Below are 22,645 nucleotides of genomic sequence, written 5' to 3'. Positions count from 1 at the left end.
GGCCTGACCAGGGCCTGCGGCTCGGCGGCGTGCGCAACCGCGGTGGCGGCGGCGCGGCTGAAGCGCACCGGGCGCACCGTTCACATGACGCTGCCCGGCGGCGAACTCACCATCGAATGGCGCGCGCAGGACGATCACGTGCTGATGACCGGCCCGGCGTCGTTCGAGTTTGAAGGCCGTTTCGATCCGGCGCTGTTCGCATCCACTCCCGTGGCCTAACTCTCATGTTCGATCGCCCCTCACCCTCGGGACGAATTCCCCGCGTCGATGTCGTCACCTTCGGTTGCCGGCTGAACGCATGCGAGTCGGACGTGATCCGGCGCGAGGCGCAGAACGCGGGGCTTCAGGACACCGTCGTCGTCAATACCTGCGCTGTGACCGGCGAGGCCGTCGCGCAGGCGCGCCAGACCATCCGCAAACTGCGCCGTGAGCGGCCCGATGCGCGGATCGTGGTCACCGGCTGCGCGGCGCAGACCCAGACCGCGATGTTCGCAGACATGCCCGAAGTCGATCGCGTGCTGGGCAACGACGACAAGATGCGCGCGGCGGCGTGGCGTGACACCCGCTCGGCGTTCGACGGCGGCGGCGAGAAAGTCGCCGTCTCCGATATCATGGCGGTCACCGAGATGGCGCCGCATCTGGCGGCGGGTTTTCAGGCGGGATTGCCGCGTGTGTTCGTGCAGGTGCAAAACGGCTGCGATCATCGCTGCACCTTCTGCATCATCCCCTATGGCCGCGGCAATTCGCGTTCGGTCGCCATGGGCGCGGTGGTCGATCAGGTGCGCGCGCTGACCGAAGCGGGGCATGCCGAGATTGTGCTGACCGGCGTCGATCTCACCAGTTATGGCGCGGATCTGCCAGGCGCGCCGAAACTGGGCACGCTGACGAAGCAGATCCTCAAGCATGTGCCGGATTTGAAGCGGCTGCGGATCTCGTCGATCGATTCCATTGAGGCGGACCGCGATCTGCTCGACGTCATCGCGGCCGACGAGCGGCTGATGCCGCATCTGCATCTGTCATTGCAGGCCGGCGACGATCTCGTTCTCAAGCGCATGAAGCGGCGGCACACGCGCGCCGATGCCATCGCGTTCTGCCGGCAGGTGCGGCGGCTGCGGCCCGACATCGCGTTCGGCGCGGATATCATCGCGGGCTTTCCCACCGAGACCGAGGAGATGTTCGCGCGCTCGCAGGCTCTCGTCGGCGAATGCGATCTGACATTCCTTCATGTGTTTCCGTACTCAAAGCGTCCCGGCACGCCGGCGGCGCGGATGCCGCAGGTTGATGGCCGCGTCATCAAGGATCGCGCGGGGCGGCTGCGCGCAACCGGCGAAGCCGCGCTGCAAAGGCGGCTTGCATCGGAAGTCGGAGCCACGCGCGATGTGCTGATCGAAAGCGCGACGCAGGGACGCACCGAACATTTTGTGCCGGTCGCGATCGAGGGCGGCATGCAAGGCGCCGTGCATGCGATGACAATCATCGGGCATAATGGTGAGCGGTTGCTCACGTAAGATGTGCGTGCGCAATCTCGCGCTTGTTAGCTTCAATTTGCATCGCAATTGATGTATTGAAGTTACCATACATCAAGGCTGCACTCGCAAAAGCGCGGGATAACTTTTCAGAGCAACGGTCTTCATGGCCGTTGCAAAGTATCTGATGCTTGAGGAGAAATTCCATGTCGCTCGATTCCGATGTGATTGTCGATCGCCGCCGTATTCGCCGCAAGCTGACGTTCTGGCGGGTGGTGGCTGCGCTGGGCGTGATCGCCGCGGTGGTCGCGGTGGCTGCGCTGGCATCGCCGGCGAGCCGCAGCGCGATTACCGGATCGAACGCGATCGCGCGGGTCAAGATCGACGGCCTGATCCGCAGCGATCAGACCCGCGTCGAGGCGCTCGAGCGGCTGGAGAAATCGTCCGCCGCCGCCGTCATCGTTCACATCAATTCGCCCGGCGGCACCACGGCGGGCTCCGAGCAGCTTTTCGACGCGCTGACGCGCCTGAAGGCAAAGAAGCCGCTGGTCGTGGTGGTGGAGGGTCTCGCCGCGTCGGGTGGATACATCGCAGCGCTGGCGTCGGACCAGATCATTGCCCAGCAGACGTCGCTGGTCGGCTCGATCGGTGTGCTGTTCCAGATTCCGAATGTGTCCGACCTTCTCAAGACCGTCGGCGTCAAGGTCGAAGAGGTGAAGTCGTCGCCGCTCAAGGCCGCGCCGAACGGTTATGAGCCGACCAGCCCGGAAGCGCGCGCCGCGCTCGATGCGCTGGTGAAGGATTCTTACGCCTGGTTCCGCGGACTGGTGAAGGATCGGCGCAACATGGATGACGCGACATTGCAGACCGTGGCGGATGGCCGCGTGTTCACGGGCCGTCAGGCGGTCGGCCTGAAGCTGGTGGATCAGCTTGGCGATGAGAAAACCGCCGTGGCATGGCTTGTTGCACAAAAGAAGGTCGGTTCGGACGTCCCTGTGAAGGATTTCAAGCTCTCACCGCGCTTCGGCGACATGACATTCTTGCGGGCAACCGCCGCCGCGGCTCTCGATGCGATGGGGCTTGGAGCGATCTCGCGGCAGCTCGCGCAATCCGGCGTGACGCAAGCGGTCGATCGCTTCGGTCTCGACGGCATGCTGGCGCTGTGGCAGCCGTCGCCGGCAAATTGACTGTCATGAATCCGGTGTCAGCCAGTCTTCGCCGCATTGCGGTTGCCGGCGCAACAACGAAACGGGACATTTGTCACGCGATTTAGCCACGCTCCGATTTGAATTAGCGACTTGACAGTTCAAGGCTTTTTCACGGAAATGTCTAACCGCACCTCACGGGCACAGCATTCAATGATCAAATCAGAACTCGTTCAGCGCATCGCCGAGCATAACCCGCATCTCTATCAGCGGGACGTCGAAAACATCGTGAACGCAATTCTCGACGAAATCGTTGCGGCGCTCGCACGCGGTGATCGCGTCGAACTGCGCGGTTTTGGGGCTTTTTCGGTCAAGCATCGCCCTGCGCGCGCGGGCCGTAATCCGCGTACCGGCGCGCATGTTCCTGTCGAGCAGAAGAGCGTGCCGTTCTTCAAGACCGGCAAGGAAATGCGTGAGCGGCTCAATCGCGAGGACGCCGCGGACCCGGCCCCGGCGACCTGATCCGGCCGGTCCTTACAATCGTTCCAAGGGGCGTCTGCTCACATTTCTGCGAACTGCCTTCGGGATGTATCGCGAGGACGCACCATGCTCCGCAAGATTTTCAACATCCTGGTCATCCTGCCGCTTGCGATTCTGTTCGTCGTGTTCGCGGTTGCGAACCGGCACGTGGTCACGCTGTCATTCGATCCGTTCAACTCCAGCGATCCGTCGCTCGGCGTCACGCTGCCGCTGTTCGTTGTCATCATCGCCGTCGCCATGTTCGGAGTGATCGCCGGGGGCATCGCGACCTGGTTCGGTCAGCACCGCTGGCGCCGGGCGGCCCGGCAGCATGAGGCGGACGCGCGCCATGCCCGCGCCGAACTGGCCGATCTGCGCGAACAGGCCCGGCTGGCCGCCGTGCGGACCGAGGGGCAGATTCCCGCGCAGATGCCCGGTCTGACCCCGCAATATCCGGCCATCGGGCGAGACAAGCACGGCGCGGCGTTGTAGAACCCGCCCGATCACCCCAAAGCCAGCGGCCTGACCTTCGAACACCGGCCCATGGCGGAACGCGCCAGAGATCATGTCATTTGCGGTAAAAATCTGCGGCCTGTCCACGCGCGAGACCCTTGAGGTCGCGCTGGATGCTGGCGCGGATATGGTGGGCTTCGTGTTCTTCGAGGCGTCGCCCCGTCACATCAGTCTCGGCACCGCGCGCGAGCTCGGCCGGCTGGCAAAGGGTCGTGCGCTCAAGGCGGCGCTGACCGTCGATGCGGATGACGCGTCGCTCGAGAACTGCATCGAGGCGTTGCAGCCGGGACTGTTGCAGCTTCATGGCTCCGAGAGCATCGCGCGGGTGCGCGACATCAGACAGAAGTTCGGCTTGCCCGTGATGAAGGTGCTGTCGGTCGCGACCGCATCCGATCTCGCGGATCTTCCGGGCTATGCGGCGGTGGCCGACCGCATCCTGTTCGACGCGCGCGCGCCGAAGGATGCCACCCGTCCCGGCGGCCTTGGCGTGCCGTTCGACTGGCGCCTGCTTGAAAACATCAAGCTGGCGATCCCGTTCATGGTCGGCGGCGGGCTCAATGCAGGCAACGTCGCTGAAGCCATCCGCGTCACCCGCGCGAATGGCGTCGATGTTTCGTCCGGCGTCGAAAGCGCGCCGGGTATCAAGGATCCCGACATGATCCGTGCCTTCATCCGCGCCGCGCGCGAGGCGGAGCGTGCGGTGATATCTTCCAGGATTGCGAGCAGCGTATGAGCGTTCAACTTCCCAATTCCTTCCGTTCCGGTCCCGACGAGCGCGGACACTTCGGCATTTTCGGCGGGCGCTATGTCGCCGAGACGCTGATGCCGCTGATCCTCGATCTGGAAAAGGCCTATGCGGAGGCCAAGGCCGATCCGGCGTTTCAGAAGGAAATGAACGGCTACCTGAAGGACTATGTCGGCCGTCCGTCGCCGCTGTATTTTGCGCAGCGCCTGACCGAGCATCTTGGCGGCGCGAAGATCTACTTCAAGCGCGAGGAGCTGAACCACACCGGCTCGCACAAGGTCAACAATGTGCTCGGCCAGATCATGGTCGCGCGCCGCATGGGCAAGAAGCGCATCATCGCCGAGACCGGCGCGGGCCAGCACGGCGTCGCCACCGCCACGCTGTGCGCGCGCTTCGGCCTCGAATGCATCGTCTATATGGGCGCGGTCGATGTCGAGCGGCAGCAGCCGAACGTGATCCGCATGGAAATGCTGGGCGCGAAAGTCGTGCCGGTGCAGTCCGGATCGCGCACGCTGAAAGACGCGATGAACGATGCCTTGCGCGACTGGGTGACCAATGTCGCGGACACGTTCTATTGCATCGGCACGGTGGCCGGTCCGCATCCCTATCCGATGATGGTGCGCGACTTCCAGTCGATCATCGGCACCGAGACCCGCGCGCAGATGCAGGAGGCCGAAGGCCGCCTGCCGGATTCTCTGGTGGCCTGCATCGGCGGCGGCTCCAATGCGATGGGGCTGTTCCATCCGTTCCTCGACGATCCGGGTGTCGAGATTTTTGGCGTCGAGGCGGCGGGTCACGGCCTGACGCAACTCCATGCGGCGTCGATCGCGGGCGGGCGTCCCGGTGTGCTGCACGGCAACCGCACGTATCTCCTGATGGACGACGACGGCCAGATCCAGGACGCGCATTCGATTTCGGCGGGCCTCGATTATCCCGGCATCGGTCCGGAACATTCCTGGCTGCATGAGACCGGCCGCGTGACCTATCTGTCGGCGACCGATGACGAGGCGCTGGCGGCGTTCCAGTTGCTGTCGCGTCTTGAGGGCATCATTCCGGCGCTGGAGCCCGCGCACGCCATTGCGAAAGTGATGGACCTCGCGCCGAAGCGGCCGAAGGATCATCTGATGGTGGTCAATCTGTCGGGACGCGGCGACAAGGACGTGCCGCAGGTCGGCGACATTCTGAAGGGTAAAAAGAAGTGACCACGCGTATCGACACACGTTTCACTGAGCTGAAGAAGGAAGGCCGCGCGGCGTTCGTCACCTTCGTGATGTGCGGCGATCCGGATCTGGCGACCTCGCTCGAGATCATCAAGGCGCTGCCGAAGGCGGGCGCCGACATCATCGAGATCGGGATGCCGTTCACCGATCCGATGGCCGATGGTCCTGCGATTCAGGCGGCGGGTCTGCGCGCGCTGAAGGCCGGCACCACGCTGAAGAAGACGCTTCAGGTGGTGCGTGATTTCCGTGCGGGCGATAACGTCACGCCGATCGTGTTGATGGGCTACTACAATCCGATCTACATCTACGGCGTCGACAAATTCCTTGCCGACGCGAAATCCGCCGGCGTCGATGGTCTCATCATTGTCGATCTTCCGCCCGAGGAAGATACCGAACTCTGTATTCCTGCGATGAAGGCCGGACTGAATTTCATCCGCCTTGCCACGCCGACCACCGACGACAAGCGCCTGCCCGCGGTGCTCGCGAACACCTCGGGCTTCGTCTATTACGTCTCGATCACCGGCATCACCGGCTCCGCCAGCGCCGACACCGCGCAGGTCTCGGCCGCAGTCGCACGCATCAAGCGCCACACGCAACTGCCGGTCTGCGTCGGTTTTGGCATCCGCACGCCCGACGCCGCGCGCGGGATCGCGCAGGCGGCGAATGGTGCCGTGGTAGGCTCCGCATTGATCGATGCCCTGCGCGCGACGCTCGATCCGGAGGGCCGCGCCACGGCAAGGACGGTTCCGGCGGTGGCCGATCTCGCGGCGGCGCTGGCGCAGGGCGTGCGCGGCGCGAAACAGGCGGCGGAATAGCTTTTTTTCCTCTCCCATTAGCCCGTTGAAGACGGGCGTAACGCCCTTATGTGGGAGAGGGTGCCGAACCGCATGTATGCGGTGAGGCGGGTGAGGGGTCGCTTGGACATCTCATCCGCGATAGAATACCCCTCACCCGGCTCGCACCTTGCTTCGCGCGGTGCTTGCCACCCTCTCCCACAAGGGGAGAGGGTTTGACCATCGCGCCGCTTGCGTGATGTGCATGGAGCTAGATCATGAACTGGTTGACCAACGTTGTCCGGCCGAAGATTCGCAGCATCCTCAAGCGCGAGACGCCGGAGAATCTCTGGATCAAGTGCCCGGATTCCGGGCAGCTCGTGTTCTACAAGGATGTCGAACAGAACCAGTTCGTGATTCCCGGCTCGAACTATCACATGCGCATGGGCGCCACCGCGCGGCTGAAGTCGATCTTCGACAACGAGACTTGGTACGACGTCGCGCTGCCTGAAGTGACCGCGGATCCGCTGAAGTTTCGCGACGAACGCAAATATGCCGATCGCATCAAGGATGCCCGCGCCAAGACCGGCATGAACGATGCCGTGAAGGTCGGTTACGGCAAGCTCGAAGGCAATGCCGTCGTGGTCGCCGTGCAGGATTTCGATTTCATGGGCGGTTCGCTCGGCATGGCGGCGGGCGAAGCCGTCGTGAAGGGTCTCGAACTCGCGGTCGAGAAAAAATCACCGTTTATCATCTTCGCGGCCTCGGGCGGCGCGCGGATGCAGGAAGGCATTCTGTCGCTGATGCAGATGCCGCGCACCACGGTCGCGATCCAGATGCTGCGTGAAATCGGCCAGCCCTACATCGTGGTCTTGACCAATCCGACCACCGGCGGTGTCACGGCGTCCTATGCGATGCTGGGCGATGTGCAGATCGCCGAGCCTGGCGCGCTGATCGGCTTCGCGGGCGCGCGCGTGATCGAGCAGACCATCCGTGAAAAGCTCCCCGAGGGGTTCCAGCGCGCCGAGTATCTGAAAGAACACGGCATGGTGGACATGGTGGTCCATCGCCATGATCTGCGCGCGACACTGGCGCGTCTGTGCCGTCTGCTGACCAAGGCGCCGGCTGCGGAAGGTTTTGAGTCGCGAACCGCGCCGCTGCCTGTCGATCTGCCTGCGTCTGCGTCGCCCGCGTGACATCACCGGCGGCCAAAGAACCCTCGCGCTCCTACGACGACATTCTCGCGCGTCTGGCGTCGCTGCATCCGAAACGCATCGATCTGACGCTGGACCGGATGTGGCGCATCCTTGAGCGCCTCGATCATCCCGAGCGCCGCATTGCGCCTGTGATCCATGTCGCCGGCACCAACGGCAAGGGATCGACGGTGGCATTCCTGCGCGCCATCCTGGAAGCGGCGGGCCTGCGCGTTCATGTCTACACCTCGCCGCATCTGGTCCGGTTCAACGAGCGCTTTCGTCTCGGCAAGGCCGGTGGCGGCGTCCTCGTGACCGACGATCAGCTGCGCGCCGCGCTCGATCACTGCGAACGTGTCAACGGCGGCGAGCCGATCACCATTTTCGAGATCGAGACCGCGGCGGCATTTCATCTGTTCGCCGAACATCCGGCTGACGTCGTGCTGCTGGAAGTCGGCCTTGGCGGACGGCTCGATGCGACCAATGTGATCGATGCACCGCTTGCCAGCGTCATCACGCCGATCGGCATGGACCATGTCGAGTTTCTCGGCGATACGCTGATCGGGATCGCAACCGAGAAGGCGGGGATCATCAAGAAGAATGTTCCGGTGGTCTGCGCGGAGCAGACGGCGGAAGCAACCGCCGTGATCGAGCGGGCCGCGAAGCGCGCCCGGGCGCCGCTGCATGCGGCGACACAGGACTGGCATGTCAATGTCGAGCGCGGGCGGCTGGTGTATTCCGATGAGCGCGGCCTGCTGGATTTGTCCGCGCCGCGGCTGTTCGGGCGGCATCAGTTCGACAATGCGGGGCTTGCGATCGCGACGCTGCGCGCCATCGATTCCATCAAGCTTGAGCCGTCCGTATTCGAGCAGGGCATCGCACGCACTGAGTGGCCGGCGCGGATGCAGCGGCTGGCATCGGGCAGACTGGTCGACGCCGCGCCGAAGGACGCCGAGGTGTGGCTCGACGGCGGTCACAATCCCGATGGCGGGCGCGTGGCGGCTGCCGCGCTTGGCGATCTCGAGGAGCGGGTGTCGCGCCCGCTGGTGGTGATCGCCGGCATGATGGGCAACAAGGATGCGGGCGGCTTTCTCGCTAACTTTTCCGGTCAGACCCGTCACATCATCGCGGTGAAGATTCCCGATCAGGACAATGCCATGCCGCCGGATGTGCTGGCCGACAGCGCGCGGCAGCTCGGCATGCGGGTCGAAACGGCTTTGAGCGTCGAGGCGGCGCTGCGTGCCATCGCCAGGCTCGCCTATGATGTGCCGCCGCGCATCCTCATCACCGGCTCGCTGTATCTGGCGGGACATGTGTTGTCGGAAAACGGAACGCTGCCGCAATAGACGGAATCCATTATGCGCTTTGCCGCCATTGCGGATGTTCACGGCAACCACCTCGCGCTCGATGCGGTGCTCGCCGATATTCGCGCGCAGCAGATCGGCAAGATCGTCAATCTTGGCGACATGGCGAGCGGGCCGCTCGATGGCCGGCGGACGATGGACATCCTGATGGCGCTCGATGCTGTTCATGTCCTCGGCAACCACGATCGCTACCTGATCGACAGGAAGCCGGAGAAGATGGGATCATGGGATCGTCCCGTCCACGCGCAGCTCGACGCGCGGCATCTTGACTGGCTGCGCGGTGTTCCGCCGACGCGTGTGTTCGAGGACGCGGCTTATCTCTGCCATGCGACGCCTGCGAATGACGAAACCTATTGGCTCGAAACCGTGCAGCCGGATGGGGCGGTGCGGCTATCCCCGATCGAGATGATCGAGAAGGCGGCAACGGGCATCGGGCAATCGCTGATCCTGTGCGGGCATACACACATCGCGCGTGCGGTCCGGCTTCGCGACGGCCGCATGGTCGTCAATCCCGGCAGCGTGGGATCGCCGGGCTATCGCGACGTTGTACCGTTTCCGCATGTCATGGAGGCCGGCACGCCGGATGCGCGCTACGCGATCCTTGAGCAGAAAGCGGGGCAATGGCACGCCACCTTCCGCCACGTGCCCTACGATCACGAGGCGATGGCGGCGCTGGCGCGGCAGAATGGGCACGCGGATCTCGCAAAAGCACTCGCGACCGGCTGGATCAGGTAGCGCCAGTGAAGCAGACAGCGCCACACACGCGATGTCGTCCCCGCGAAAGCGGGGACCCATAACCACCGTCCTCGCTGAGAATCAGGGAAAGAGTTGACCCGCTATCGCGACAGCATCGATCGCTCAGGGAGTATGGGTCCCCGCTTTCGCGGGGACGACAACGAGAAGAATCGCGAAGCCGGACCTGTTGGCGGGGACGACCGGGCGAGAACCCGCTCGGGATCGGCAAGACGGCCAAACAAAAACGGCCCGCTTGCGCAGGCCGTTTCAGTATCCACTAGAACGCAGGATCAGACCGCGGCGGTGATCCACTGCTGCAGCTTGGCCTTCGGCGCCGCGCCGACCTGGCGCGAGGCCATCTCGCCGCCCTTGAAGATCATCAGGGTGGGGATCGACATCACGCCGTATTTCGAAGCGGTCTTCGGGCTCTCGTCGACGTTGAGCTTCACGATCTTGACCTTGTCGCCCATGGCGCCAGCGATCTCGTCAAGGGCGGGCGCGATCATGCGGCACGGGCCGCACCATTCCGCCCAGAAATCGACGACCACCGGGCCGTCCGCCTTGAGAACTTCCGCATCGAAATCGGTGTCCGAAACCTTACCCACACTCATGTGATCTGCCTCGTTGGATGAAAGGCGCGGGAATTTGAGAGAATCGCGCGCCGGAAACGTAGGATCAACCTATGAATGCCCCCTTGCGCGGTCAAGGCTGGTCACCGGGACGTGTTCCATTGGCGGCGGCGCGGATGTTTCTGGGAATGGGCCCCGATTCAAGGGGTTAGTCCCAGCCAGGACCGGCGCCGGACAGCGGGTGGAGATCAGGACACAAGCGATTGCAGCTCTGCGTCCAGCGCGGAGGCGGGGATTTCCATCATGGCGGCCGTCTCGGTCCACAGCAGGACACAGCGCACCGGCCGGCCGGGATACAGCCGCTGCAACACGTCGCGATACAGCGCGAGCTGCCGGACATAGGTTTGCGGAGCCTCGGCGGCGGCCTGCGGCGGGGCGTGGTTGGTCTTGTAATCGACGATCAGCACCTCGTGCGGCGTCACCACCAGGCGGTCGATCTGACCCGAAACCAGCGCGGGCGGCCGTCCTCGCCGCGCCACGCGGCCCGCGATGGAAACTTCGGCGCGGCTGCCCTCGGCAAACAGGGCTGCGAAGGCGGGCGTTTCGATCAGCGCCACGATCTGCCGCGCGAGCGCGCCGCGCTCATTCTCTGTGAACCATGGATGCGCGTTGCGCTGGAGAAAATCGCGCGCGGCGCCCTCGCGCCGCTCAAGGGCGATGTCCGGCAGCGATTGCAGCAGCCGGTGGATCAGCGTGCCGCGCTTCAGCGCGCGTTCGCGCGCAAGGCGCGATTCGTCAGTGACCTTGGCGTGACTTTCAGCCTCGTTATCCGAGGCATCGGATGGACGCAGCAGGATGTCCGCGGGCGTTTCTTTCGGAGCATCGGCTTTCAGCCAGCCTGGGAACTGTTCCAGCGCCAGCATTTCCTGAATCGGCGCCGCTGTGTCCGCCGGCGATTGCACATCCTGCGGCCGCGAATAGCGCTTTACCGGCCCGAAGCCGGTCTCGACAATTTCACATTGCAGGCTCAGGTCCGGATGGGTCAGGCCCTTCTGAATGAGGTCGTACCAGGATAACGGGCGCACCGCATTGCGGCCTCCGGGCAGCACGCCGCCGACGATCAGGCGATCCGCCGCGCGGGTCATCGCGACGTACAGCAGCCGCCGGTATTCGTCCTCGGTGTCTTCCTTCATGGCGGCGCGCGCGGCCGCGACCACCGGAAGATCGTTCGCCTTCTTGCCCGCCCAGAGCACGACCGCCGGGGCGTTCGGCGCGGCGTTGCCTTGCGGCATGCGAATGAGGTTCATGCGCTGGGTGTCCGCCGGGGAGGTGGTGGTATCGACAAGGAACACCACGGGCGCTTCAAGTCCCTTCGCGCCATGGACGGTCATCACGCGAATCTCGTCGCGCGCAATTTCCATGTCGCGTTTGACCTCGGTATCGGCGGCGCGCAGCCACGCCATGAAGCCCTGCAACGAGGCCGGTGCCTTGCGTTCATAGGTCAGCGCCAGTTCGAGAAATTCGTCGAGGGCGTCATCGGCTTCGGGGCCCATTCGCGCGAGAATCCGCGCGCGGCCGCGGTCGCCGCCAAGCAGCCACGCGTAGAACGTGAACGGTGTCTCGTGAGCGAAACGCCGTTCGCAGTCTTCCAGCCGCCTCATTGCAGCCAGCAGCTTGTCGCTGGTCCTGGCGTGCTCGCTCAACGCATCGCGCAATGTGCCCGTCCGCTGGGGCGCGAGGATCTGAAGGTCGTCGTCATCGAGACCGAACAGCGGGCTCTTCAGCGCGGTCGCCAGCGCGAGGTCGTCACGCGGCAGCAGCAGCGCGTCCGCCAGATTCATCAGATCGATGACCGCGATATGCTCGGTGAGTTTCAATCTGTCGGCGCCCGCGACGGGAAGGCCCGCATGCTTGAGCGCCTGAATGACGGCGTCGAACGCCCTGCCGCGCCTCCGCACCAGCACCAGCATGTCTCCGTAACGCAGCGGGCGGCGCTTGTCGCGCGGGCCGGTCATGGTACGGGCCGCGATCAGCGACTTGATCTCGCTTTGAATCCGCCGCGCCAGCCGCACCTCGGGGCTGGTTTCGGAAATGTGGTCGAACGCCGCGCTCCAACCTTCGATGTTTTCCCGGTCGTCAGGCGTTTCAATGTCCCACAGGTCGACCAGCGCCGGCGCGGCGTCGCTGAGAGCGTCGTGAATGGGATGCGCGTTCTCCAGCGCATGAATGCTCTTGTAGATCGCAGGATCCCGGAACACGAAATCGACGGACTGGAGGATCGTCCAGCCCGACCGGAACGAGTGCTTGAACGAGACCGGCTCGAAGGCGAGGCCAGCGTTCTTGAACCGCTTCTCGATATCGCGCTTGCGGCTGTCGAATTCACGCGGCGCCGCGCCCTGGAACGAGAAAATCGACTGCTTCTCGTCGCCGACCGCGAAGATCGTGCGCTTGACGCCATCGCGCGCACCGGCGCCCGAGGTGAATTCCGAGGTCAGCCGCTCGATGATGTCCCATTGCCGGGGGCTGGTGTCCTGCGCCTCGTCGATCAGAACATGATCGATGCCGCGGTCGAGCTTGAAATGCACCCACCCGGACGAGACGTTGGTCAGCATCTCGTAGGTCTTGTCGATCAGGTCGTTGTAATCGAGCAGGCCGCGCTCGCGCTTTTCGCGCCGGTAGTTCGCGGCGACAGCGCTGGCGATGACCAGAAGCGCATAGGCGCGGTCGCGCTGCATGACCGCGCGGCGCTTCTCATCCAGCTCGACGATTCTCGTCTGCTCCGCATCCAGCCGGGACGCGAAGACGGATTGCAGCCTGGCGAGCGGTTTCGTCATCAGCGTCTTGCGCGGGCCGATCACGCCCTTGGTCTCGGTCAGGAAAACATCGAGATAGGCCTCGACCTGCGCGCGGTCGGTCAGGCCGTCGGCGATCCGGAAGCGCTCGGCCTGGGAAATATCGGCGGAGCTGCCGCCATCGAATGCCGCTGCTATCGCAGGCCAATCGCGCCGAGGCAGATTCGGTCCATCGACAATCTCGCGCTCGACGTCCTCGATGCGTTCGCTGGCGCTGACCCCGAGCGCCGCCGTGATCTGCGCCATCGCTACGTCAAGGCTGCCGGTGCTGTCGGACCATTCCATGAAATGGTCGCGGCTGAGACAGGCCTCGCGCACTACATCCTTGAATGTCACATCTGCTGCTGCTGACATCGCGATGTTGAGCGCGCGCCCTGTCTCGCTTCCCGGCGCGCGGGCTGCTTCCAGCAGCACCGCGAGATTGGCGCGCTCCATCATGTCGTTCTGGTCGCGGTCGTCGAGCACCGAGAAACGCGCCGGGACATTGGCCTCGAACGGAAATTGCTGAAGCAGCCGGGTGCAGAGCGCATGAATGGTCTGCACCTTCAGCCCGCCGGGTGTTTCCAGCGCGCTGGCAAACAGCTTGCGTGCCCGTAGCCGGGTGCTGGCATTGAGAGGTGCGCCCACGGTGCGGATCGCCTCGTCGAGCTGCCGGTCGGGCAGCGTCACCCAGTGGCCGAGCGTCTCGAACACGCGCTGCGCCATGTTGGCTGCGGCCGCCTTGGTGAAGGTGATGCAGAGAATTTTCTCCGGTGGCACGCCGTTGAGCAGCAGTCGGATGACGCGATTGACCAGCACGTGGGTCTTGCCCGATCCGGCGTTGGCCGCGACGAAGGCTGACGCTTCGGGGTTCGAGGCGCGCGCCTGCGCGTAGCGCACGGCATCGGGAATATCGGGCCGAGGCGAACTCATTCGATGTCCTCTTGTCCATCGCCGATGGCCGACCATTCCTTGATGCGCGCGAGGTCGTCGTAGTTGCCGTAACGGTTTTCCCACATCGGCAGCACCACCGAGCGATACGGCGTCTCCTTGTTCTCGAATGTGCGGATCAGGCCTTCGAGCTTTTGCAGCGCTTCGTCGGCGGCATCGTCGGGCGGTTGCGGCGTGTCCCCCTTGTTGATTTTCAATTCCAGAACCGTCGCCTTGCCGGGCGGATTGTTGCCGCTGAGCCTGACATAGACCAGTTCGCTGACCGATGAATTGGCAGGAATGGTTTCGAACCCGCCCTTGCGCAGGATCGCAGCTTCCAGAGTCAACTGAGGCGACAGGCCGAGGCGCACCTGTTTGGCGCTCGGTGGCTGGCCGGTCTTGTAGTCGAGGATGGCGTAGGTGCGGTCGGCGCGATGCTCGATGCGGTCGGCGCGGGCCAAGAGAACGAACGTGCGGCCGTTGCCGAGAGAAATGGGAATCTCGCCCCGGGTTTCGGCATCGACGCGGGAGATGTTCAGCCGCCGCCGCGTTTCCCAGCCGGAAAACCAGTCGGCGATGCGCAGGAATCGCGGCCACCACAGCGCGCGCGCTTCGGGGCGTTCCATCAATGGCGCGAAGTGCTTGTCGCCGATCTTCCGCAAAGCATCGGCAATGTCGTCCGGGAGTTCGATCGCGAACCGGCTGGTGAATTCGCCCAGCGCCTCGTGAATTGCAGAGCCGCGATCCGCCGCGGTCAGCGGCATGTCCACGGGATCGAGCGGTGTCAGTCTGAGAATGCGCTTTGCGTAGATGGTGTAAGGATCGCGCAGCCAGTCCTCGATCTCGGTGACCGACATTTTCAATGGGCGCAGTGCGACATCCGGCTTCGGCTCCGGCCGCGGTGCGGGCGCGACATTCTGGGGGCGATCGAGTTCGTTGGCGTAACGCACATAGGTTGCGCCCCTGTCCTTGGCCTGCGCCCAGGAATCTGCTCCGGCCACGGCTTCGAGCCTGTGCAAAAAGCGCGAGGCCACCGCAGGTGCGCCGCCGGCCTTCGCGGCGCGCGACAGGATCACTTCGCGGGTGCCCAGCAACTGCGCGAAGTCATGCGCCGACAGTCCGATGCGCCGCTCGGGCAGATCGAGGCCGAGCTGATGCCGCATTGGACGGCTCAACCAGGGATCGATGCGCGGCGCCGGCGGCCAGACGCCTTCGACAAGTCCGCCGAGGATGACACGGTCGCATTCGGTCAGACGGGCTTCGAGGGGACCGTAGATGCGAAGATGCGATGCGGCCAGTTGCGGCCGCCGCACGATGCGGTCGCCGAAGGCGGTCTGGAAGACATCAGGATAATCGGTGAGGTCGAGGACAAGCCCGCTCGGCAGCGGCTTGTCGCCGTCGGTGGAGGCGCTCGCCTGAAACAGATCGTCGAACGCTTTTGACAGCGTATTGCCGTCGGGGCCGTCGAAGGCAACAGGGGTGCCTGTGTCGTCGGCGGACAGGTGTTTGATGACGTCGTAGTGGCACGCGGCGTAGTCGATGAGATCATGTGACTTGCCGCGCCGGATATCTTCGAGCGGCGACAGCGCGGCGGACAGTCGCTGGATCAGTCTTTCGACCGCATCGAGATCGGCAGCGGTCAGCTTTCGCCGTGGATCGGAGTGATGCAGTTCAGTGACGCCATTGCGGAAAGACGCAAGGTCGTGCTTCAGGCCAGTGCTCCCGGGAGCAGGCCGCGTCCCGCGCAGCAGCGCCAGCTCAAAGTCGCCGATTTCCTTTGCAAAGGTGCCCTGCGCCTGACCAAGCCGGAACAGCGGATGTTTCAGCAGCGCCAGCAAAGCCGGAGGAGCCAACTCTTCCGCGACTGTTTGTGCCGCAAGCCGCGCGAAAATGCCGGCCGGTGTGTCCATCAGGGAATCGCCGCCGGAGTCGTCGTATTGGAGTTTCCAGCGATCGAGCGACGCCATCACGCGGCGTGCCAGCGCGCGGTCGGGTGTCACCAGAGCAACAGTCAGATGCTGTTCGCGCGCCTCGCGCATCGCCACCGCGATCGCCAGCGCTTCCATCTCGGGATTGGCGGCTTCGATCAGCGTGATGCCCTCCATGCCGGAGGCGATTCGCTGCGCAACAGACTTGTCGCCAAGCCGTGCGTGCCATTGCTCGCTCGATGTCGCGGGACGCATTGCCTCGGACGCAAGCACCTCGCGGCCATGGGCGGCAGGCGCTGCAAGCAGCTCGACGTCGCGGCGCCTGATGCCGAACCGCGCAAGCAATCCGTGCAGCGCGACCTGGGGATGACTCCAGGCCGCGGGTGTCGCAACGAGGTCACCGGCCGCCACAGTGCCGCCGATCGAGTCCCACGCAGCGTCGTCGAGATCGGTGTCGAGACCGGGCAGCACCATGGCGCCTTGCGGAAGCTCCGCGATGGCGTGCAGGAACTTCGCCGTCGCGGGCATCGAGCCCGTGGAGCCTGCGGCGATCACCGGACCCTTTTGCCACGCCCTGAGCCGCTTCGCTTCCGCTGCGATCAGCATGTCGCGGCGTGCGGAGGGCTCGATTTTGCCCATCGCGCTGAGGACAGGCGGCCAGACGTCCCGGGCAACTTTCAGGAAATCCAGCGTCAGCTGCCAGTATTTGTCCAGATCGTCGGGGACCAGGCTATCAAGTGCGCGCCATTCTACCTGGCGGGTTACGATGTCGTCGATAAGTCGGGCCAGATCACCGGCCAGCGCCAGCGTCGAGGCGGGACCGCCTGCAACAAGCGTAGCAGAAGCCAGATCGTCAGATTTGAGACCCGCTGCCCACTGCGCCACGAGTTGAGCCAGCGTCAGCCTGCGTTCGAGGTCTTCCAGTTTTGGCGGAAGCAATGATGCATCCGGGCCGCCAAGTTGCCCGTCGTCGGAAAATTCCAGTTCGTCCTCATCGACGCTGCCGAGGGCGACGATGCGCGGCAGCACCACGGCATCGGTTTGCAGCACATCGAGAAACACCTCGCGGGCCATGCGGCCTGCGCGGCGGGTCGGCAGGTAGAGCGTAACGTCGGCCAGTCGCCCGGGATTTGTGCGCGCGTCGAATCCCTCGACGAGCCGGCCGTCGACAAGCGCTGCGATGACCGTGTGGAGAAACGGCGCAGACGAGGGAACATTGAAAACGCGCATAAAATATCCGATTCGCGATCGGCGGCATCATGGCACGCGGAGGGGGAGCGAGGGGAGTCTTGACCGGCTCTCAGGCGACGCTGGCGAGCAGCGCTTCTTCGGCGGCCTGCACGGCGTCGGGCGTTCCGACATGCATCCACAGGCCATCGAGCCGCAGGCCGAACAGCCGTTCCTGTTCGTTGGCGGCGTCGAATATCTTCGTCAGCGAGAATTCGCCGGCCGGCGCGTTCTTGAAAATCGCGGGCGACATGATCGCGGCGCCGGCATAGACGAACGGCACCACCTGATGCTCCTTGCGCTTGCGCAGCGCGCCATCGGTCAGCATGGCGTAGTCGCCGCAGCCGGAGTAGCCGATGCTGTGCGAGGTCGGCGCCATCAGCAGCAGAATGTCCATCCGTGCCGGATCGAACGCCTCCGCGAGGCGCAGCAAATTTGGCTGCACGCCGTCGATCCACATTGTGTCGGCATTCAGATGATAGAAGGGCGTATCGCCAAGCAAGGGCAGCGCTTTCACGACGCCGCCGCCGGTGCCGAGCACAACGTCGCGTTCGTCGGAGATGATCACGCGCGGGGTTGTCCGGCCGTTGACATGCTGCACGATCTGATCGGGAAGATAATGCACGTTGACCACGGCGGTGGTGACGCTGACTTCCGCGAGCCGGTCGAGCACGTGATCGAGCAGCGGCTTTCCGGCGACCGAGACCATCGGCTTCGGCATTTTGTCCGTCAGCGGCCGCATGCGAACGCCGAGACCGGCGGCGAGAACCATGGCGGAGACGGGTTTGGTCGGCATCGGCGCGTTTATCTCAACTGTTTCGCAGCAACCCGTGGCAGGACTGCCTGCAAAGTCGGGTAGATGCCGAGCATAGCATCCGAATCGGCGCTGCGCGCTGGCAGTTCAGGCTGTAGACACACTTTGTGACAACGGTGCGACTCAAGGGGGGCGGCGGTTCCGGCTACCCGATGCGTTATCAGACCTCCACAATCTGCGAGCCAGCGGAGCGGCGTGCAGGCTTTTTCTTGGTATCCGGCTTCAGGAAGCCCGCGCCGATCTGCTCGCCATTGACCCAGGCCAGTTCGCAGCGGCGGTATGCCAGGCCGGTCGAGGACAACAGCAGGAAGAATTCCTTGAGGTTCAGGCCTTCGACAGAGCCTTCGACGGTCAGCTTCGCACCGGTCTCGGAGATATCCTCGACCAGACAGTTGCGCCGCCACGTTCCGTCAATGCCCATCAGGTGAGCTGCAAAACCGCGCTCGAAAACCACGCGGTCGCCCACGCGTCGTTCCGTTGCCATGAATTGTTACTCCGCTCGCTGCTTTTCGATGTCGTGCGATGCATCGCCGGGGCTGCGCGCCGCACAGTCGTCGGAACCCAAATTACGTGCTGGCTGGCTAACAACCGGTAAAGGCAAGGCCTTCAAGTGGCGGCATTGCTCAGGTCGCCGGCGGGGGGACATGGGCCATGCACCATTCCCGGTATGTCTCAAGCGACGGATGAGCAAGGGCCCGGTTGAGATACGTCCAGATTCGCGGCTGATGCCGCAGATACTGCGGCTTGCCGTCGCGCCGGTTCAGCCGCGCGAAAGTGCCGAGCAGCCGTGTGTTCCGCTGCGCCGACATGATGGCATATTGCTGGACAAAGGCGGCTGGGTCGAAGGTGGCGTCCGCGGCCCGCCGCTCGCCGGCATAGCGGGTCAGCATCGCGATCTCGATCTTCTCGGGGATGTCGATCCGCGCGTCCTGCAACAGTGATACCAGATCGTAGGCCGCCGGACCCATCACGGTGTCCTGAAAGTCGAGGATGCCGACGCGGCCGGTGTCCTTGCGGTGTTCGAGCCAGATCAGATTGGGCGAATGGAAATCGCGCAACATCCAGGTTTTCGGAGTGTCGGCGAGCTTTGCCAGCAGATCACGCCAGATCAGCAGGAAGTCTGCCTGAATGTTGCTCGTCAGCGTCACGCCCTTGTCGGGCAGATACCATTCCAGCATCAGGCCGACCTCGATCATCATCGCGTCGTTATCGAATGGCGGGATGACGTAATCGAGATGCGGCGCGAGAGGCAGCACGCCCGGCAACAGTTCCCGATGAAACGCCGCCAGCATGTCGACCGCGGTCTGGTAGCGGTCGGCGATCGGCTTCGGAGGATCGCCTTCAATGAAGGTGGCGCTGCCAAAGTCTTCTGTGATGAGAAAGCCTTCGTCGAGATCGGCATGATGGATGGCGGGCGCCGAATAGCCGCGCTCGCGCAATCCATTGGCAATGGCGACGAAGGGCTTGACGTCTTCGGCGAGATGGACCGCCTCGCTGTAAGACTTTCCGTCGTACAGCGCCGGGCCGTCGGGACGGCGCGGCGAATTCATCAGGATGGCCGATCGGTCGCCCTTGATCAGCCGTGCGTAGGACCGTGTCGAGGCATCGCCCGGCATGCGCTGCCGCCTGGCGTCGAGGCTGCCCGTGAGTTCGAGAAAACTCCGAAGCGCAGCCAGACGTTCGACCTTCGCGGACAGTTTTCCGAATCCCGTGATCTCGGCCGCGCGTGCGCTGGTGCCGAGCGACGGGCGGTGGCTGAACGCGATGTCGATCCGGTCGGGCGGCAGCATGCCGGGTGCGCGCTCCGGCCATTCGATCAAAGCCACCGTCCCGTCGGGCAGCGGCGACAATCCGATTTCTTCCAGTTCATCGGGATCGTTGACGCGATAGAGATCGGCATGCAGCAGCGGAAACGATGGAAGGTCGTAGGTCTGCGCCAGCGTGAAGGTTGGACTTGGGACCTCAAGTTCGTCGTCCTGCGCGAGATAACGGATCAGCGCGCGGGCGGCGGCGGTCTTTCCGGCGCCAAGGTCGCCGGACAATGTGATGACATCGCCCGCGCTCATCAGCAGCGCGAGGTCCGCCATCAGCTGGCCGGTTGCGGTCTCATTCGCCAGCGCGGCATGGAATGTCGAGGGGTCGCTCATTCAGCGGCATTGCGATAGGTCTGATCGACGGGAAATTCGCAGGTCACCGTGGTGCCTTTGCCGACGACCGAGTCGACATGGACCTTGCCGCCGTGCAGTTCGACGAACGAACGGACCAGCGACAGGCCCAACCCGGCACCGCGATGGCGCGATCCATTGGCATGGCTTTCGAACCAGTCGAACACCTTGTCCCTGACTTCTTCGGGAATGCCGGGGCCGGAGTCGGACACCGAAAAAACCACGCTTGAATCGTGACGGCGCGCGCGCAGCGTCACGATGCTGTTCTGCGGCGAGAAGCCGACCGCGTTGGCCAGCAGATTATAAAGCACCTGGACGATGCGGCGCTCGTCGGCGACGAAATCGCCGATCGCCGGATCGATCTCGACATCAAGGCGGATCTGTTCGTGGGCGAGCCGGTCCTGAATGCCGGCGGTTGCGTCCGAGATGGTCTTCTGCACGTCCACCGGCCCGAGATTGAGCGTCATCGCGCCGGCATCGATGGTGGCAAGATCGAGGATGTTGTTGATGATGGCGAGCAGCGCGTTGGTCGAGGTCGTGATGTAGCTGAGATATTCGCTCTGCTTCAGCGTCATCGGCCCGGTCGACGGATCGCTGAGGAAATGCGCGAAACCGATGATGGTCGTGAGCGGTGAGCGCAGCTCGTAGGATACGTGGTGGACGAAATCGACCTTCATCTGGTCGGCGGCTTCCAGCGCTTCGTTGCGCTCACGCAGCGCGCGCTCCACATTCACCGTGTCGGTGACGTCCTGGAACGTCAGCATGGTCGCGCCGTCGGGCAGCGGCATCGTGGTGCAATCGATCACGCTGCCGTCCTTGCGCTCGAGCTTGAGCGGAACGGAAATGCGGTCGTCGATGCCAGTGATGGCCGCGCGCAGGGTCTGCCAGGTCGCGTTGTCGTCGAACAGGGGCCGGCACAGCCGCTCGATGGTTTCGATATGCGGTTGCTGCGCCAGGGCTTCTGGAGACAGCTTCCACATGCGCGCGAACGGCGGATTGAACAGTTGCGCGCGGCCGTTGCTGCCGAACACCGCGACGGCTTCCGAGAGGTTGTCCAGCGTTTCGCGCTGAACGCGGATCAGGCCATCGTTCTGCCGCGCCAGCTTCAGGCTCTCGGTGACGTCGTCGAACAGGTAGGTGACGCCGCCTTCCGGATTGGGCGTGGTGACGACGCTGAGCGCGCGGCCGTCAGGCAGATACCAGGTGTCTTTCGCCGGCTCGATGGCGCGGTAGGCTTCGAACAGCCTGTTCTTCCAGGCGCGGAAGTCCTGCTGTTCGGGAATCTTGCGGGCGACGCGCAGCCGGTCGATGACGCTTGAATCATCGGGATTGTCGTCGAGAAACGCCCGATCGAAGTCCCAGAGCCGGCGGTAGGAATCGTTGTAGAAGGTCAGGCGCCGCGCGGCGTCGAACACCGCCACGCCGGAAGAAAGCTGATCGAGCATGCGGCGGTGTGCCTCCGCCATCCGCTCCAGCGAGGCGCGCAGGCTCGCGGCCTCCGTCGCATCGACTGCGATCCCGGCGCTGCCGCCCGTCACGTTCAGCGCGTGAATGTCGAGGATGCGGCGCTGGCCGCCGGTCACCACCGGAACGCGCGCTTCGAAGACATTCTTGTCTGCCAGTGCGCGCGCCATGGTGGCGCGGTCGTCGTGGTCGAGCAGTTCGAGATTGCGCTCAATGGCATCGGCAATCGAAGCCGCATCGGTTGCCTGCGCGTAAGCGGCATTGGCGAAGCTGAGCGTACCGTTGCTGCGGCGTGCCCATACCGGCAGCGGAACCGCCGCGGCGAAATCGCGAAGCGCGCCGGTCTCCTCCAGCAATTGATTGTGCCGGATGTTGATCTCGGCGAGTTCCATCCGCACGCCGGAGAGTTCGCGAATCCGGACGATGGCCTGCCCGCCGATGGCCCGTCCCATCGCTTCGATGGTGCGGCCCGTTGCCGTGGTGAGATTGAGCTGGAAGCCTTCACCCGCTTCGCGCAACTTATCGACGGCGTGATCCATCGTGAGCGCCTGCTCGGGAAGCAGCCAGCTTCCGAATGCAAGGATTCGTTGCGGATTGAAATGGTCCGTACCATGCGGCATCAGCAACGCGATGTCGCCGCTGATGTCCGGACGGTCTTCGCCGGCGGCCCATGAGATCAGAACCTGCGGCTCGGCGAACAGCAGCGCGCGAAAACGGTCTGCTTCGAGCTGGAGCGCCTGGTTATCCGACAGCAGACGGGATTCGATACGCGCGGCGCGAAGGCGAGTGCGCATCAAAAGGATTGCTGCGACCACCGAAAATCCGAGTACCGCCGCTGCGACGCTAAGCGCCGCTATTTCCTGGCGGTCGAGGTTCGCAAACAGCGACAGTGCATTGTCGATGAAGCCATCGCGCGCCAACGCGGGCGCAGCCCCGAACAGGACCGTCGCGCCAAGACACGCGCCAAGGCCAGTTGCCCCTCCGCGCACAATCGAAGTGCACGACAGCAAGGTCCGCCGCATCCCCTCGATCACGCCTGACATG

18 protein-coding genes and 1 pseudogene are annotated in these 22,645 nt (G+C 64.2%); 11 read left to right on the top strand and 8 right to left on the bottom strand.

Features of this window, described 5'->3' with window-relative positions; translation table 11 throughout:
* A pseudogene (locus tag AC1Q6J_RS21375) lies at positions 1-219 on the top strand (diaminopimelate epimerase); the annotation flags it as partial.
* A gap of 5 nt (positions 220-224) precedes the next feature.
* On the top strand, positions 225-1,508 hold the full coding sequence (gene mtaB, locus AC1Q6J_RS21370) for a tRNA (N(6)-L-threonylcarbamoyladenosine(37)-C(2))-methylthiotransferase MtaB (RefSeq protein ID WP_492281159.1): 1,284 nt from the start codon (positions 225-227) through the stop codon (positions 1,506-1,508).
* Here the strand turns inward: mtaB and AC1Q6J_RS21365 are convergent.
* On the bottom strand, positions 1,501-1,674 hold the full coding sequence (locus tag AC1Q6J_RS21365) for a hypothetical protein (RefSeq protein WP_492281158.1): 174 nt from the start codon (positions 1,672-1,674) through the stop codon (positions 1,501-1,503). The genes mtaB and AC1Q6J_RS21365 overlap by 8 nt on opposite strands.
* On the opposite strand from AC1Q6J_RS21365, the gene sppA reads away from it, so the two are divergent.
* The 9 genes from sppA to AC1Q6J_RS21320 all read left to right on the top strand — a co-directional run bounded on the left by sppA (position 1,673) and on the right by AC1Q6J_RS21320 (position 9,673).
* Positions 1,673-2,653: a signal peptide peptidase SppA gene (sppA, locus tag AC1Q6J_RS21360; protein ID WP_492281157.1), complete on the top strand. Its 981-nt coding sequence runs from the start codon at positions 1,673-1,675 to the stop codon at positions 2,651-2,653. The two genes, AC1Q6J_RS21365 and sppA, sit on opposite strands and share 2 nt — an antisense overlap.
* A gap of 171 nt (positions 2,654-2,824) precedes the next feature.
* A complete protein-coding gene (locus AC1Q6J_RS21355; protein ID WP_492281156.1) occupies positions 2,825-3,133 on the top strand; it encodes an integration host factor subunit beta in 309 nt (102 codons plus the stop codon).
* A gap of 84 nt (positions 3,134-3,217) precedes the next feature.
* Entirely contained in the window at positions 3,218-3,622 is a 405-nt protein-coding gene (locus tag AC1Q6J_RS21350) for a LapA family protein (RefSeq protein WP_492281155.1), read from the top strand.
* A 73-nt stretch (positions 3,623-3,695) separates the two neighbouring features.
* Complete coding sequence (locus tag AC1Q6J_RS21345) at positions 3,696-4,376, top strand: phosphoribosylanthranilate isomerase (protein ID WP_492281154.1); 681 nt, start codon at positions 3,696-3,698, stop codon at positions 4,374-4,376.
* Positions 4,373-5,590 carry a tryptophan synthase subunit beta gene (gene trpB / locus AC1Q6J_RS21340; protein ID WP_492281153.1) on the top strand — a complete coding sequence of 406 codons (1,218 nt, stop codon included), beginning with the start codon at positions 4,373-4,375 and terminating at the stop codon, positions 5,588-5,590. The genes AC1Q6J_RS21345 and trpB overlap by 4 nt, the downstream gene beginning before the upstream one ends.
* Positions 5,587-6,423, top strand: a complete 837-nt coding sequence (trpA, locus tag AC1Q6J_RS21335) for a tryptophan synthase subunit alpha (RefSeq protein WP_492281152.1) — start codon at positions 5,587-5,589, stop codon at positions 6,421-6,423. The genes trpB and trpA overlap by 4 nt, the downstream gene beginning before the upstream one ends.
* Positions 6,424-6,659: 236 nt before the next feature.
* Positions 6,660-7,577, top strand: coding sequence for an acetyl-CoA carboxylase, carboxyltransferase subunit beta (accD, locus tag AC1Q6J_RS21330; protein ID WP_492281151.1), 918 nt, complete (start codon positions 6,660-6,662; stop codon positions 7,575-7,577).
* Positions 7,574-8,920 carry a bifunctional folylpolyglutamate synthase/dihydrofolate synthase gene (locus AC1Q6J_RS21325; protein ID WP_492281150.1) on the top strand — a complete coding sequence of 449 codons (1,347 nt, stop codon included), beginning with the start codon at positions 7,574-7,576 and terminating at the stop codon, positions 8,918-8,920. The genes accD and AC1Q6J_RS21325 overlap by 4 nt, the downstream gene beginning before the upstream one ends.
* Positions 8,921-8,932: 12 nt before the next feature.
* Positions 8,933-9,673, top strand: coding sequence for a metallophosphoesterase family protein (locus AC1Q6J_RS21320; protein ID WP_492281149.1), 741 nt, complete (start codon positions 8,933-8,935; stop codon positions 9,671-9,673).
* 290 nt (positions 9,674-9,963) lie between these two features.
* On the opposite strand, the gene trxA is transcribed toward AC1Q6J_RS21320, so the two are convergent.
* The 7 genes from trxA to AC1Q6J_RS21285 all read right to left on the bottom strand — a co-directional run bounded on the left by trxA (position 9,964) and on the right by AC1Q6J_RS21285 (position 22,644).
* Positions 9,964-10,284 (bottom strand): thioredoxin, encoded by a 321-nt coding sequence (gene trxA, locus AC1Q6J_RS21315; protein ID WP_006023502.1) that lies wholly within the window; start codon positions 10,282-10,284, stop codon positions 9,964-9,966.
* Positions 10,285-10,490: 206 nt separating this feature from the next.
* Positions 10,491-14,006, bottom strand: coding sequence for a double-strand break repair helicase AddA (addA, locus tag AC1Q6J_RS21310; RefSeq protein WP_492281148.1), 3,516 nt, complete (start codon positions 14,004-14,006; stop codon positions 10,491-10,493).
* A complete protein-coding gene (gene addB / locus AC1Q6J_RS21305; protein ID WP_492281147.1) occupies positions 14,003-17,161 on the bottom strand; it encodes a double-strand break repair protein AddB in 3,159 nt (1,052 codons plus the stop codon). Before addB ends, addA begins: the two co-directional genes overlap by 4 nt.
* Before the next feature lie 70 nt (positions 17,162-17,231).
* Positions 17,232-17,954: a nucleotidyltransferase family protein gene (locus AC1Q6J_RS21300; RefSeq protein ID WP_492281146.1), complete on the bottom strand. Its 723-nt coding sequence runs from the start codon at positions 17,952-17,954 to the stop codon at positions 17,232-17,234.
* Between the two features lie 178 nt (positions 17,955-18,132).
* A complete protein-coding gene (locus AC1Q6J_RS21295) occupies positions 18,133-18,456 on the bottom strand; it encodes a PilZ domain-containing protein (RefSeq protein ID WP_492281145.1) in 324 nt (107 codons plus the stop codon).
* 139 nt (positions 18,457-18,595) lie between these two features.
* Positions 18,596-20,119: a tRNA (adenosine(37)-N6)-threonylcarbamoyltransferase complex ATPase subunit type 1 TsaE gene (tsaE, locus tag AC1Q6J_RS21290; protein ID WP_492281144.1), complete on the bottom strand. Its 1,524-nt coding sequence runs from the start codon at positions 20,117-20,119 to the stop codon at positions 18,596-18,598.
* Positions 20,116-22,644, bottom strand: a complete 2,529-nt coding sequence (locus AC1Q6J_RS21285; RefSeq protein WP_492281143.1) for a sensor histidine kinase — start codon at positions 22,642-22,644, stop codon at positions 20,116-20,118. The genes tsaE and AC1Q6J_RS21285 overlap by 4 nt, the downstream gene beginning before the upstream one ends.
* Position 22,645 lies beyond the last annotated feature (1 nt).

It is taken from the genome of Afipia sp. MLSD5-FHT05B12 (assembly GCF_058793355.1).
The sequence above is the reverse complement of the archived record's forward strand: the minus strand, read 5'-3'. Positions and strand labels throughout refer to the sequence as shown.

Excerpts from the sequence above, each read along its gene's own strand:
- mtaB (WP_492281159.1), top strand. The coding sequence starts at position 225 with ATGTTCGATCGCCCCTCACCCTCGGGACGAATTCCCCGCGTCGATGTC.
- sppA (WP_492281157.1), top strand. The coding sequence starts at position 1,673 with ATGTCGCTCGATTCCGATGTGATTGTCGATCGCCGCCGTATTCGCCGC.
- AC1Q6J_RS21365 (WP_492281158.1), bottom strand. The coding sequence starts at position 1,674 with ATGGAATTTCTCCTCAAGCATCAGATACTTTGCAACGGCCATGAAGAC.
- AC1Q6J_RS21355 (WP_492281156.1), top strand. The coding sequence starts at position 2,825 with ATGATCAAATCAGAACTCGTTCAGCGCATCGCCGAGCATAACCCGCAT.
- AC1Q6J_RS21350 (WP_492281155.1), top strand. The coding sequence starts at position 3,218 with ATGCTCCGCAAGATTTTCAACATCCTGGTCATCCTGCCGCTTGCGATT.
- AC1Q6J_RS21345 (WP_492281154.1), top strand. The coding sequence starts at position 3,696 with ATGTCATTTGCGGTAAAAATCTGCGGCCTGTCCACGCGCGAGACCCTT.
- trpB (WP_492281153.1), top strand. The coding sequence starts at position 4,373 with ATGAGCGTTCAACTTCCCAATTCCTTCCGTTCCGGTCCCGACGAGCGC.
- accD (WP_492281151.1), top strand. The coding sequence starts at position 6,660 with ATGAACTGGTTGACCAACGTTGTCCGGCCGAAGATTCGCAGCATCCTC.
- AC1Q6J_RS21320 (WP_492281149.1), top strand. The coding sequence starts at position 8,933 with ATGCGCTTTGCCGCCATTGCGGATGTTCACGGCAACCACCTCGCGCTC.
- trxA (WP_006023502.1), bottom strand. The coding sequence starts at position 10,284 with ATGAGTGTGGGTAAGGTTTCGGACACCGATTTCGATGCGGAAGTTCTC.
- addA (WP_492281148.1), bottom strand. The coding sequence starts at position 14,006 with ATGAGTTCGCCTCGGCCCGATATTCCCGATGCCGTGCGCTACGCGCAG.
- addB (WP_492281147.1), bottom strand. The coding sequence starts at position 17,161 with ATGCGCGTTTTCAATGTTCCCTCGTCTGCGCCGTTTCTCCACACGGTC.
- AC1Q6J_RS21300 (WP_492281146.1), bottom strand. The coding sequence starts at position 17,954 with ATGCCGACCAAACCCGTCTCCGCCATGGTTCTCGCCGCCGGTCTCGGC.
- AC1Q6J_RS21295 (WP_492281145.1), bottom strand. The coding sequence starts at position 18,456 with ATGGCAACGGAACGACGCGTGGGCGACCGCGTGGTTTTCGAGCGCGGT.
- tsaE (WP_492281144.1), bottom strand. The coding sequence starts at position 20,119 with ATGAGCGACCCCTCGACATTCCATGCCGCGCTGGCGAATGAGACCGCA.
- AC1Q6J_RS21285 (WP_492281143.1), bottom strand. The coding sequence starts at position 22,644 with ATGTCAGGCGTGATCGAGGGGATGCGGCGGACCTTGCTGTCGTGCACT.